This window comes from Prevotella sp. P4-51 (assembly GCF_002251455.1).
GTDB lineage: Bacteria > Bacteroidota > Bacteroidia > Bacteroidales > Bacteroidaceae > Prevotella.
Map to the genome: position 1 here is coordinate 38,090 of NZ_NPJM01000062.1, position 12,389 is coordinate 50,478.

The window sequence follows — 12,389 nt, forward strand, 5'->3', positions numbered from 1 at the left end:
TTGGTAAGCCAATTATAGAATGTGATTGAGATAAACAAAAAGATAAAAGCATGAAAGAGAAATCAGAATTTGAGAAGCGGACGGCGGAGAAGCAGGTGTCGCTGCTCACTGAGGCACTGACGAGTGCGGTGGATGCCAAGGGACATTGGTTGAATGCAAGCGGCAAACTCTATCCGAAGCTCTATCCCAAGGGCTTTTCGGTCAGTCCGTTCAATGCCCTTGTCCTTGCCCTTGACTCCGATGCCAAGGGTTGCAAGAGCAATCTGTTTACGCAGTTCTCCGAAGCGAAGGCACGGGGTGAGAGCGTGAGGGAGCATGAGAAAGGTGTGCCGTTCCTGTATTACAATTGGAATAAGTACGTCAACCGCAACAATCCCGACGATGTCATCACCAAGGAGGCATACGCAGAACTGTCGGAACAGGACAAACAGCAGTACAAGGGAGTGAAAAACCGTGAGATCCGTGTGCTGTTCAATATCGACCAGACGCTACTGCCTATGGCTAACGAAACAGCCTACACTACGGCATTGAAGAAGGATGGCACGGTGGAGGATAGAGGTTATGGCGACAAGGAGGACAAGCAGCTGCATGGGTGCGTCAACGGATTCCTTCAGAAGATGAAGGACAACCTCGTGAATGTACGTCAGGACGGCACGGGTGTGGCGCACTACGACACCGAGAAGGATGTCATCTACCTGCCACGGCAGCGTGACTTCGAGCACTACAATGACTATGTACAGGAGATGATGCGTCAGTTGGTGTCTGCCACCGGTCATCAGCAGCGGTTGGCACGTGAGGGCATGGTCATGAAGAACGGCAAAGCCCCGTCGGAGGATGCCGTGAAGAAGGAACGACTCATCACTGAGATAGCTTCGGGCGTGAAGATGCTCGAACTGGGACTGCCTGCCCGTCTGTCAAAGGACAGCCTTAGCATGGTGGACTATTGGACGAGGGAACTGAAGGAAGACCCTTGTCTGATTGATGCCATCGAGAGTGAGGTGAACGGTGCGCTGAAGGTGTTGAAGAAAGCCGAACTGGGTGAAAAGGTGGAGTATGCCACCGACCAGCATCAGCGAGAGACGGCGCAGATACAGGTGCAGTTGCCCAACCACTACTTCGTAGCAGACGAAATCAAGCAGCATCCCAACGAGGAGCAGCGTACTGTGGTCATCGTGCGTGATGATGCCAGCAAGACCGCCGATGTGGTGCTGCCACAGGGTGCATCGTTGGAGGTGAACAACGAGATCAAGGGCATGAACAAGCAACGCTTCACCAATGCCTTGCAGAAAGAGGGTTATGACAACGTGCGTTTCTACAATCCCGACGGAGCCTTGGGCTTCCGTCCCGACGACAGTTATTTCGCCGACAAGAAAATCACGGTATCAAGACTGCGCAACTGGTCTATCGAAGACCTATCCTCGTTGGATGCTTCTGAGGCCGTAACCCACAGCCGTGACATCGGTTTCGACAATGTGCAGTTGGTAAAGGATGACAAGGAGCGGTGGGCATTGTACATCAAGCCCGAAGGTAAGGAGGGCTTTGCCGTCTATCCCGACAAAGGAGACCTCAATCATTTCTTCACCACCTTGAAGCAGTCGATGGACAACATCGAGCGTGTGCGTGAGGAACTGGCACAGAAGTATTATGCTATGGCAGAGGCGAAACCCGACCTGAAGGTGGACATCTTCGGAGGTAATGAGCAGGAGGTTGATTTGAACCGCATCCAGCGTGTGGCAGTATTCCGTGCCAAATCGGGCGAATGCCTGTGTGCAGCCACTATTGACGGCAAGAAGTTGCAGCCGAGAAGTGTCAGTCCGTCACAATGGCAACGATTGTGGGTGGCTCCTGACAGGGATTCCTACAAGCAGAACCTTGCCGCCTCGCTGTTTGCTGATGTATTGCAGAAAGACAACAATGTCGAGCAAAGTACACAAGAGAAGCAGGAAGAAGCGACGGAGGTGAAGCAAGCGGAGACGGCAATTGTCGATAAGCATGATGAACAGAAGGAAGTGGTACTTAAGGAAGATAAAAGCTCTGAACAAAGGGAAGAGAAGAAACAAGAGGAAAAGAAAGAAGAAAAGAAGGATGAAAAGGCTGTCAAGGCTGCTGTCTCTCCCCTTGTCCAACAATATCTTGACTTGAAGAAGAAGCATCCTGATGCCATTCTTTTGTTTCGCTGCGGTGACTTCTATGAGACCTACAAGGATGATGCGGTGAAGGCATCCAAAATATTGGGTATTACGCTGACAAAGAGCAATGGGCGCAAGGATGATGAAGGCAAGCCGTTGGCAATGGCAGGATTCCCATATCATGCCCTCGACACCTATCTGCCGAAGCTCATTCGTGCTGGTGAACGGGTGGCCATCTGTGACCAGTTGGAAATGCCGAAGCAGACAACATCATCGAAGCGTGGAATTACGGAGATGGTGTCACCTGGAAAAGAGACAGGAAAGCAGATGGCACAGGAAAGTCAAGAAACAGAACAACACACCAGTCTAAGGAGATAGGCTTATGGGAAAGAACGCAGCGTATGCCGCACAATATGCGGAGGAAGCCAAAGAACAGATGCGGATGTATGGGATTCCTGCCTCCGTCATCTTGGCGCAAGCCATACTGGAGAGCAGCAACGGACAGAGCCAACTGTCGCGCGAATGCAACAACCACTTTGGCATCAAGGCTACGGCATCGTGGTTGAAGAATGGCGGAGAGTATGGAGTCTATACGGATGATAGGCCCAACGAGAAATTCTGTAAGTACAAAAGCGTGGGTGACAGTTATGAGCATCACTCGCAGTTCCTGAAGCAGAACAAGCGTTATGCGCAGTGCTTCACGCTGTCGCCTGACGACTACAAGGGATGGACGAAGGGCATTGAGCGTGCCGGCTATGCCACGGGCGGCGGTTATGCTGCAAGTCTGCAGCGCATCATTGAAGCCAACGGACTGGACAAGTATGACAGTGAGGTGATGGCTGAGATGCGGGCAGAAGGTCGGTCGTTCGGGGTGGAGAATAATCCTCGTAGAGAAATGCCTGCTGCCCATGTACCGCAGTCTGCCGGGTATTCCTTTCCTGTGGAGCGAGAGGAGTTTCTCTTCATCACCTCGCCTTTCGGCAATCGCCAGGATCCGATGGATGCCACCAAGCAGCAGATGCACAAGGGCATTGACATCAAGACGAACCATGAGGCGGTGTTGGCCACGGAGAACGGCGGCAAGGTGGTGGCGGTGAACCATAATGCGAACACGGCAGGAGGGAAATCCGTCACCGTGGAATACAGCCGTGAGGATGGCAGCAAGGTGCAATGCTCCTACCTGCATCTGTCTGACATAGCAGTAAAGGTAGGTGACGTGGTTAATGCCAGTCAGAAGTTGGGGGTGTCGGGAAATACCGGCACCAGAACCACTGGCGAGCATCTGCATTTCGGAGTGAAGAGTGTATCGGCTGACGGCTCAAAAAGGGATATGGATCCAGCCGCTTATCTGGCAGAAATCGGACAGAAAGGCAACATCAAGCTACAGGCCCTGCATAACGGCAATGACCTGTTGGCAAAATACAAGAGCAATGCGCCACAGGAGCAGAAGGTTTCGTCGGAGGACTGGATGAAGAAAATCCTTTCCTCGGAGGACAGCGGCGTGGGCATTTCGGGAACGAATGACCCTATACTCGACATGGCGATGACCACCTTCATGTCGCTGATGATGTTGGCAGCGCAGATTGACAGCAATGATGAGGAACGACAAAAAGGACTTATCTCTGCCATGGCAGCCAACCGGCTCGTAGATTTGACCTCGCTTGTTCCAGGCATGAGGCAATGCACCATTACTGTGGGTGAGAACGGCAAGACTGTGCTTCATGCAGAGAGCGGTACGGTGAAGATTGACCGTGAACTGACCTCCTCGGAGATGAACCGCCTGTCGCTCATTTTGGGCAATGCCAATCTGTCGGAAGAAAGCAAACGGACGAAGATTGCGGGAATGGTGACAGGCATCGTGGCGACACAGCAGGCTTCGCAGAACTTCGAGCAAGGGATGGAGGCTGAGAGTCAACAACAAAATCTGCAAAGGAAATGAAAAGGATAGCAAGTCATCTGTGTACATTGCTGGTGGGTATGGTAGCTGTGGCAGGACACTTCATGCTTACCCAATGGCTTTTCGGTCAGACCGTGGCCATCATCTATCTCGGCTTCCAACTTATCATAGCAGCGTGGATAGTCTATGAACTGATACGTGCGCTAGTATATGATGATTGAAAAGAGATTATTGTCATTGCTAAGACATTTCACTTGGACGATGGATATGTATAATTCAAATAGTATCGAGCAATGATCAAATGTAATGTAACAGTGTGCGGAACGGTCAGCAAGGCTGCGACCTGCCGCACGAACAAGGAGGGCAAGGCATTCGTGAGCTTTGCCATGAACGTAGTCATTCCAGCGAAGAGCGGGATTAACAAGACCATCGAGGTGTCGGTCATCAAAGATGGGACACTGACGGAGGTGGGCAGCTGCAACATCGGCGAACGCATTGAGGTAGCCGGTGTATTGGTACCAAGAAAATGGGGCGATGTCCTTTATTTCAACCTGTCGGCAAGCAGCATCAGCCACCAGCCTGACGAGGCAGAGGACTGCATCAAGGGCGTGATGGAGTTCCGCGGCAAGGTGGGCAAGAGCATTGAGGACAAGACGGACAAGAATGGTGTGCCGTACTGCCAGTTCTCCGCTTTCAGCGCAGAGAAAGTACAGGACGGATTTGAATACATCTGGGTAAGTTTCTTCCTATTCGATGGCAAATGCGAGGCATGGCTGCAACCAGGCGTGAAAGCGAACATCAAAGGGGCATTGTCTGTCAGTGTCTTCAATGACAAACTGGACTTCTCCTGCCGAGTGTCTGAAATGAGCGAATATGTTCCGCAGCCCTATAATGGTTAATTGACTATGGGAAAGCCTTATGCTAAGGAAGGTCCGAGTGCCGAAGACAAGGCACTCGACCTGTTTGCCGATATGATGATTGAGCGTATTCAGTCGCTGTCGGGCAAAGACGGATGGAAAAAGCCCTGGTTTACTGAAGGTGCGTTGCAATGGCCGAAAAACCTGAACGGACGAGAATATAATGGCATGAACGCTATGATGTTGCTCCTGCATTGCGAGAAGGAGGGTTACAAGATTCCTCGCTTCTGTACCTTCGACCGCATACAGCAGTTTAACAAAACTGGCAAGAAAGACGAGGAACAGAAGCCCCGTGTGTCAGTACTGAAAGGTGAGCATTCTTTCCCCGTGATGCTCACCACGTTTACGGTGGTCAATAAGGAAACAAAGGAACACATCAAGTGGGAGGACTACAAACTGCTCTCTCAGGAAGAGCGCGAAAAGTACAATGTATATCCAAAGCTTCAGACTTACCATGTCTTCAATGTGGCGCAGACCAACCTGAAGGAGGTCAGACCAGAGTTTTGGGAGAAACTGGAACAGGAATACTCGATGCCCAAGGTAGAGAAGGACGAGCAGTTTGCCTTTGAACCCGTGGATAGGATGATAGCGGACAACCGTTGGATATGTCCCATCAAACCGATGTTCGGTGATTCCGCCTATTTCTCCATCAGCAAGAATGAGATTGTGATGCCTGAGAAAAGGCAGTTCAAGGATGGGGAGTCTTTCTACTCGAACCTTTTCCACGAGATGGGACACTCCACGGGTGCGGAGGGACAGTTAGACCGCATCAAGCCCGCTACCTTCGGCTCGGCAGAGTATGCACGCGAGGAACTGGTGGCAGAACTGACGGCTGCGCTGACCGCTCAGCGGTATGGCATGACAAAGCATCTGAAAGGAGATTCGGCTGCCTATTTGAAGTCTTGGCTGGATTCGCTGAAGGAGTCGCCGCAGTTCATCAAGACCACGCTACTCGATGTGAAAAAAGCTACCTCAATGCTCACGCAGCATATCGACAAGATTGCTATGGAGATAGACCAGGAGAAAAAGGCTGAGCAGGAAAACGGGCAAGGGAAAAGTTATCTATCCATAGATGACGGCGACCATGCAGTCTTGGCATATAATGGTTCTGCTGTATATATCCAGCATCATGAGAAGGAGGACTCTGTAAAGATTGCTGTGCCGACGAGTAACGGTCTGGAAGTGAAACTCTCTGTTCCTTACGACCACGGCAAAGACCTTGACACCAATTATCAGGAGGCTTTTGCCCAGTACAAAAGCCTGACAGAGCCTTCACAATCGAAAGAAAACGTCTATTATGCCTCCATCGCCTATCTCCAATCAACGGATGACACATCGGAACTGGATAAGCTAAAGGAGAAAGGTGACTATCAAGGACTGCTGACGCTTGCCAAGGAATACTATGACGGGAACGGCATGGACGAGGAGCAGACCTACAGGAAGCCGTGCCAGAACAGAGGCGATGACCTGCTAATAGAGGACAAGGACTTTGCAGTGGTCTATAACGGGAGTGTTGGCGGTACGTATGAGGTGTTCCTGAAGCATACGGAGCAAGAAGTGCGTGACCATATCACTCGCTATGGCATAGGACGTGCCAGTGAGGACGTGAAGGCTGTGGCGAGGGAGATGACCGCCGAAGAGTTTTCGGAATTGGCGCAGCGAAAAATGCCGATATTCCAAATGCCGAATGGTGGTTTGCTGAACCTGCAATATAACAAGGATAAGGATAGCCTGGATGTGGGGACTGTGACCAATGCAGGACTCTCTGTGAAGCATACCTTCCCTTTCAGCCACAACCATTCTATGGACGCAAACATCAGCTCTGCGTATGAGCAACTGCTTGACATGGAGGAGTACCAGAAGGAAGAGGTACAAGAGGAGCACGTTGCCAAGTCCGCTTTCCGAAGATGAGAGTAGTATCGTAGTATATACTAATCGTAGGCTTTACTACTCATAGTAGGTACTAACAATAGTCAGCCGCAAGGAGTAATGTCCCTGCGGCTGATTTAATTTGGGGTCATTCCATATTATGAAGGAATGCTTGTAAATCCTCGTCTGGAATGCTCTTCAGTTTCACCGGCTTGAAGCCGTCCAACTGCTCCACTTGAAATATCTCGTCCACTCCATATTTGGAGCCATCCACCTTTACGCTCTCCATTTCATTGACGGAGGTATAGCCATACTCCGTTTCATGCAGACCGCATACGATGGTGAACAACGTGGTGTCGTTACCTTCCGGCTGTCCTTCAAGTACGAACCAACGGACGTGTCCGATGAAGAATATTGCCACACAAACGGCATCCTTGCCTTTGCCGTCCTGTGAATACAGAGGATAGGATTTCAGTATCTCCTCCAATACGGGTGTAATCAATCTGCTTGCCATAGTCAATCGTTGTTAAGTGTTCTGTAATACATTCTGTTCTCTACAAGGTGTTCGATGGCCTCTGCTGCCAATCGGCACACCCACTCGTCACGCTGGTCATAACGACCTTTTTGATAGTCGTTGGCAAGGCGTTCCAAGAAGGCAAACACCACCTTGCCCTTTTCGTTGATAAGATAGCGATGGTCATCTGCAAGGGCATTGCCTACCTTGGCGGCTGACCCCATCTGACCGTTTACGAACCGTGAGAAGCACTCGACAAATGCCTGCTCGTTTTCTGATAATCTGTGTAATTCCATACGCAAAGAAATTATTTGTTCAACTTGTTTTTCTTCCCTCCTTTTGAAGCCTTTCGGCTCCTCTTGTCGGGAACTGATTTTTCGTGCATCAAAAGACTGCGGAATGAGGGCGATAAGGCAAGAAAACAGACGGAGGAGTTAATGAAATACCCAAATCTTTGATTTGCGGAAAGCTGTCGTTCAGTCCTCTGCCTGTTAGCATGGCGGTACTTGACCATTCGCCCGGGCAGTAACTTTGCAAAGAAAAATGGGCATCGGCAAGTGGAATAGACACTACAAAACAGGAAAATCATTGATTTTTAGTGCATTTTTCTTTATTTCTTTCTTTGATTTAGGATAAAATATATAACTTTGCCTCCGAAAAAGTGTCACAAGTGACAGTTTTTCGTAAAATATGATAGTAAACAGATATAGATACATAGAACAGTTGAGCCGTTCAAAGAACAACGGGCTCATAAAGATAATCACAGGATTGCGACGTTCAGGCAAGTCGTTCCTTCTGAAGAAACTCTTTCATCAGCATCTATTGGATGAGGGCGTGAGAGAAGACCATATTCTCGTCATCGACATGGAGAGTAGGAAGAACAGAGAGTTCAAGAACCCGGACTACCTGTTGGACTGGGTGGAAAAGATGATGATTGACTATGAGACTTATTATATCATCATCGACGAGGTGCAGGAGGTGGAAGACTTTGTAGAGGTGCTCTCTTCCTTGTCAGTTACCGAAGGGGCGGATGTGTATGTCACAGGCTCCAACTCGCGTTTCCTGTCCTCTGACCTGGTGACGGAATTCCGAGGCAGAGGTGACGAGATACATGTGTGGCCACTATCCTTCAAGGAGTTCATGACGGTGTATGATGGTTCGAAAGAAGACGGTTGGGCTGAATACAGACTGTACGGAGGTTTGCCGCAACTACTTACACAGGTTGGGGATGAGAAGAAGGCTGATTTCCTGCGTCGCCTTTATCGCACGGTATATCTACGTGACATCTACGAGCGGAACAACATAGAACTGAGACCTGAATTTGAAGAATTGTCGAAGACCGTAGCATCCAGTATAGGAGCACCTGTCAATGCACTGAATATAGCCAATACGTTCAAGTCCGTAAGCAATGTGCAGAGCATAACCGACAAGACAGTGTCGGCTTATCTGGAATATATGCAGGATGCTTTCCTTATCGAAAAATCCGAAAGGTTCGACATCAAAGGACGGAAATACATAGGTTCGTTGTCCAAGTATTATTATCAGGACGTAGGTCTGAGGAATGCTATTCTGTCGTTCCGTCAGAGCGAGCCGACACATATCATGGAGAACGTCATCTACAATGAGATGCGTATGCGAGGATGGCTCGTGGATGTGGGTAACGTCTATCATCGAGTGAGGAATACGGAAGGAAAGCAGCAGAGGGTGACATTGGAAGTGGATTTTGTCTGCAACAAAGGGAGCGAGCGGATCTACATCCAGTCGGCGTGGCGTATGCCCGATGCAGAAAAGATGGAACAGGAGAAACGGTCGTTGCGTCTTGTAGATGACTCTTTCCGCAAACTGCTGATCGTGGGAGAACATACCAAGCAGTGGAGCGACGAAAACGGCATACAGATAATGAGTATATATGACTTCCTGCTTGACTGGTCAAGTACTGAGAAACACGGATAAAAAAAAGATATGCGCATAGAATATGCGTTAATACATATATGATTAAGGGAGGGCCTATCCATCACGGACAAGCCCTCCCTTTCTAAAATTTATCAATGAAAAAAAAGTTTTAGTGCTCTTGTTCGGAGCTGTATGTCTGGCTATAGATACAGCAGGATTCTGGTATGGCGGTTCGCCTCATTGGGCGAGTAATCGTCAATGCCGCCATCGAAAATCTGAGAGATGGTGCCATTTTCCATACCACGTTTCATCAGTTCCTCTGCAATGAATCTGGCACGGGAACGGCTGAGGTTATCATTGATGGCTTCACTGCCTGTGGCACTGTCGGCAGCGCCGATGACCTTAACTTTCAAGCCATATTTCTTGGCGATGCGTGCTACTTCGTCGAGATTGACGAGCTGTGACCTGTTGAGCAACCTGTCAGTGCCAAGTTCAAAGAAGAAATAGATGGGCGCACCTATGCAAGCCTTTCCTGAGTGGATGAGCGATAGGTAATCGTCTTCCGGCTCACCTTCAGCATTGCCATATTCTTCTGTACAAGAGGCGGACTCCATGACCTTTGTCTTTTGACCATTACCATACTTGTCTCTCATTCTTGCACGCAGCGAGTTGAGACCGCTGTAGTCGTTTCGAGGATAGCCATTTGTGACGGAAGAAGCGGCATCGTCAGAAAAGAGGTGGCCGTACTTGTCCAGAAGTCCCTCGATGGCAAGAATCTTGCGCAGCTGCTCCAGAGTCTGACAATCTCGATCGTGCTGGGCGTGATAGCGGCTGTTGCTGTCAGAAAGGGATGAGGCGTATGCCGAAAGCCATTCGTTCTGTGCGATGTACGGGCGAGCGTCTATCACTCGCTTCCAGCCAGTCTTGCCGATGCGGACAGAGAGGCCGAGGGATGCGGACAGCAGATGGTCGCCAAGGCGGTGTGCCTTGCCATAGCCGTCAAAATCCTGCATGGTGGTCATGTTGCCTATCTCTGCCGTAACAGCAATGCGTGGGGAGAGATGATACTGCCCCTGTATGCCGTAGGAAATGGCAAAGGGCTTGTGGGCATTCACCTTGTTGTGCAGCATACCCACGCCCACGTATGGAATGACACTCCATCTGGCAAGAGTGTGTACATCGTCCTTGTAGAGGTTGCCGAGGACATTCCACATGAAATCAGCACGCAGGTACTGGTAGTCCTGCGAGGAGTTGTTGCAGTCGTTGAACTGCATACCGCCATAGTTCAGACGACCGCCGACGGAAGGTGTGAACCATTTGCCGATCGACACGGAGAATGCCGGTTTCATGCGACCGAATAGGTCGTTGCATCCGAGCGGTTTGCCGAGGAAGACCGTAGTTCCTCCTGCCGCTTGGACAAACCAGTTGTCCGTCCATGGCGAAGCTACCAATGCCCCTTTCATGTAGGAAGGTTTAAGCGGACGAAGCATACCGTCTGCCGAAAGTCTGCATACAACGGTGGTGGTGTCCGCCGTGCGGTGATAGTCTTTGGCTTGCGCACCCAATGAAAGGGCGAAGCCAAGGGATAGAATAAGTATTTTTCTCATGTTGTTCAATTTAATCTGGTGAATACTATAACAGGTGATACGTGACAGTGCCGCTTATCGTTTCTTCCTTTTGCCGGAAGAGGGGCGCATCATGCGTGCAGCTTTCATCATGCAACGGCGTGCCCAAGCGCGTTCATCCTCGTCATCGTCACGTCCCCATTTGAGGTCGGACGAACTGCCGCCACCGCCATGACCTTCGGCAAAGGTGGTGGCATCATCGACGTAGCCGAGGAATAGAAGCGTGGCACAGTACATCACCTCCGTTCCATTCTCCGCAAAGGCCTGAAGCAGGGAACCGTCAAACACGTCCTTGCCCTCATTGGAAAGCCGTGCCACACGTTCGGAGAACTCGCTGACCATGTTTTCGAGAAGGGCATTTCTGAGAACGGTGTCCGCACCTTGTCGGATAGTATCGGAATATCTGTGTGCCTCCTGCCGCAACTCCTCCGTGCGCTCCTTCATGGCGGTCATCTCCTCACGCAGGGCATCGAGCTTGCGGTCAGCCTCTGAGAGCTTCTCCTGCTTGTCGTCCAGTTTCGACTGGATAGCGGACAGTTCCTGCTCCAGCTCTTGGACTTGCTGACGGAGAGCATCAGGATTGTCGTGACCTGCAAGAATCTGCCGATGCAATTCAGCAAGTGCCGCCTCCTTCTCAGCCTTCTCCTGCAAGAGGTTGTTGACCATTGAGGTGAGTCCTTTTACTCTCCGCTCTGCCAGACGGATGTCCGATTGGAGCGAGGCGAGTGTCCGCTGATGGGTGGCGACGGACTGCTCAATGGTGGTGCACTGTTCTGACAGCTGGCGGCGGTATTCTTCGGTGGTGCGGTGGCGTGCTCCCGTCTCTGAGACGGAAGTTCCGCGCTCCATGCCCCAACGCTTGTTGACATCGGCAAATTCGCTGTGCAGGGCTTTCATCCTGGCAGAAAACTCGTACTTGTCCTTTCCGGCGAATATCTGTTTGTATGCAAACTTGCCGTCCTTGATTGGCAAGAGGGTGCAGTGAACGTGCGGATTGGTTTCGTCCAAGTGTAAGATGAAAGCGACGATGTTCTCCTCACCGTATTTGTCCGCAACAAAGCGGTAAACATCCTTTGCCCATTCCTCAATGTCCTTGCATCGGGTTAGATGCGAATTGTCCGCTCCGTGAGTGAGATTCACCTTCTGGTCACCGAATGCCAATTCTGTCATACGTTCTCGTGAGCCTCCGAAGATGAAATTGACCACTGTGCGGAAGCGTGGCTCTGCCAGTCCCTCGTTGGGGTCTTTGATTCCACGGCTCCGCAGGATGTCTGCCATGCGCTCCGGGATGCTTCGGCTCTTGTCTATAGGACAAACCTTGCCGCCCCGAACCTCGAAGTTGAGCCGCTCACGGCTGCGGTCGTAGTTGCCTGTTGATTCAGCGGATCCCCAACCCTTTTCCGTCCAACGGCGTTGGTGCTCGTTGCTCTGTGCTGTGGTGATTCCCTTAGATGGTCGGAAATCCATAACCTGTTTTGGTGTTGCCATAACCTATTTCCTTTTATGTGTGTACAACTCTCCTGTCTCCAGCTTGCTGCTTGTAAG

10 protein-coding genes are annotated in these 12,389 nt (G+C 50.5%); 6 read left to right on the forward strand and 4 right to left on the reverse strand.

The annotated features are described in order from the left end of the window. The first annotated feature begins 50 nt into the window (after positions 1–50). The 5 genes from CIK94_RS10595 to CIK94_RS10615 all read left to right on the forward strand — a co-directional run bounded on the left by CIK94_RS10595 (position 51) and on the right by CIK94_RS10615 (position 6,854). Positions 51–2,507, forward strand: coding sequence for a zincin-like metallopeptidase domain-containing protein (locus CIK94_RS10595; protein ID WP_005816257.1), 2,457 nt, complete (start codon positions 51–53; stop codon positions 2,505–2,507). Positions 2,508–2,511: 4 nt separating this feature from the next. Then, complete coding sequence (locus CIK94_RS10600) at positions 2,512–4,068, forward strand: glucosaminidase domain-containing protein (protein ID WP_005816260.1); 1,557 nt, start codon at positions 2,512–2,514, stop codon at positions 4,066–4,068. Beyond that, a complete protein-coding gene (locus CIK94_RS10605) occupies positions 4,065–4,247 on the forward strand; it encodes a hypothetical protein (protein WP_005816263.1) in 183 nt (60 codons plus the stop codon). The genes CIK94_RS10600 and CIK94_RS10605 overlap by 4 nt, the downstream gene beginning before the upstream one ends. A 72-nt stretch (positions 4,248–4,319) precedes the next feature. After that, positions 4,320–4,925, forward strand: coding sequence for a hypothetical protein (locus CIK94_RS10610; protein WP_005816265.1), 606 nt, complete (start codon positions 4,320–4,322; stop codon positions 4,923–4,925). Positions 4,926–4,931: 6 nt separating this feature from the next. Then, positions 4,932–6,854, forward strand: a complete 1,923-nt coding sequence (locus CIK94_RS10615; RefSeq protein ID WP_005816267.1) for a zincin-like metallopeptidase domain-containing protein — start codon at positions 4,932–4,934, stop codon at positions 6,852–6,854. A 106-nt stretch (positions 6,855–6,960) separates the two neighbouring features. Here CIK94_RS10615 and CIK94_RS10620 read toward each other — a convergent pair whose 3' ends face one another. Beyond that, entirely contained in the window at positions 6,961–7,326 is a 366-nt protein-coding gene (locus tag CIK94_RS10620; protein WP_005816269.1) for a DUF2958 domain-containing protein, read from the reverse strand. Positions 7,327–7,328: 2 nt separating this feature from the next. Beyond that, on the reverse strand, positions 7,329–7,622 hold the full coding sequence (locus tag CIK94_RS10625) for a hypothetical protein (RefSeq protein WP_005816271.1): 294 nt from the start codon (positions 7,620–7,622) through the stop codon (positions 7,329–7,331). 394 nt (positions 7,623–8,016) lie between these two features. Between CIK94_RS10625 and CIK94_RS10635 the strand changes: the two genes are divergently transcribed. Beyond that, entirely contained in the window at positions 8,017–9,279 is a 1,263-nt protein-coding gene (locus CIK94_RS10635; protein WP_005816273.1) for an ATP-binding protein, read from the forward strand. A gap of 140 nt (positions 9,280–9,419) precedes the next feature. Here the strand turns inward: CIK94_RS10635 and CIK94_RS10640 are convergent, their stop codons facing one another. After that, positions 9,420–10,826 (reverse strand): OmpA family protein, encoded by a 1,407-nt coding sequence (locus tag CIK94_RS10640; protein ID WP_005816276.1) that lies wholly within the window; start codon positions 10,824–10,826, stop codon positions 9,420–9,422. A 54-nt stretch (positions 10,827–10,880) separates the two neighbouring features. Further along, on the reverse strand, positions 10,881–12,332 hold the full coding sequence (mobV, locus tag CIK94_RS10645; protein WP_005816278.1) for a MobV family relaxase: 1,452 nt from the start codon (positions 12,330–12,332) through the stop codon (positions 10,881–10,883). Positions 12,333–12,389: the final 57 nt, after the last annotated feature.

What these genes read in the sequence shown, in the direction of transcription:
- CIK94_RS10595 (WP_005816257.1), top strand. Translation starts at nt 51, where the DNA reads ATGAAAGAGAAATCAGAATTTGAGAAGCGGACGGCGGAGAAGCAGGTG.
- CIK94_RS10600 (WP_005816260.1), top strand. Translation starts at nt 2,512, where the DNA reads ATGGGAAAGAACGCAGCGTATGCCGCACAATATGCGGAGGAAGCCAAA.
- CIK94_RS10605 (WP_005816263.1), top strand. Translation starts at nt 4,065, where the DNA reads ATGAAAAGGATAGCAAGTCATCTGTGTACATTGCTGGTGGGTATGGTA.
- CIK94_RS10610 (WP_005816265.1), top strand. Translation starts at nt 4,320, where the DNA reads ATGATCAAATGTAATGTAACAGTGTGCGGAACGGTCAGCAAGGCTGCG.
- CIK94_RS10615 (WP_005816267.1), top strand. Translation starts at nt 4,932, where the DNA reads ATGGGAAAGCCTTATGCTAAGGAAGGTCCGAGTGCCGAAGACAAGGCA.
- CIK94_RS10620 (WP_005816269.1), bottom strand. Translation starts at nt 7,326, where the DNA reads ATGGCAAGCAGATTGATTACACCCGTATTGGAGGAGATACTGAAATCC.
- CIK94_RS10625 (WP_005816271.1), bottom strand. Translation starts at nt 7,622, where the DNA reads ATGGAATTACACAGATTATCAGAAAACGAGCAGGCATTTGTCGAGTGC.
- CIK94_RS10635 (WP_005816273.1), top strand. Translation starts at nt 8,017, where the DNA reads ATGATAGTAAACAGATATAGATACATAGAACAGTTGAGCCGTTCAAAG.
- CIK94_RS10640 (WP_005816276.1), bottom strand. Translation starts at nt 10,826, where the DNA reads ATGAGAAAAATACTTATTCTATCCCTTGGCTTCGCCCTTTCATTGGGT.
- mobV (WP_005816278.1), bottom strand. Translation starts at nt 12,332, where the DNA reads ATGGCAACACCAAAACAGGTTATGGATTTCCGACCATCTAAGGGAATC.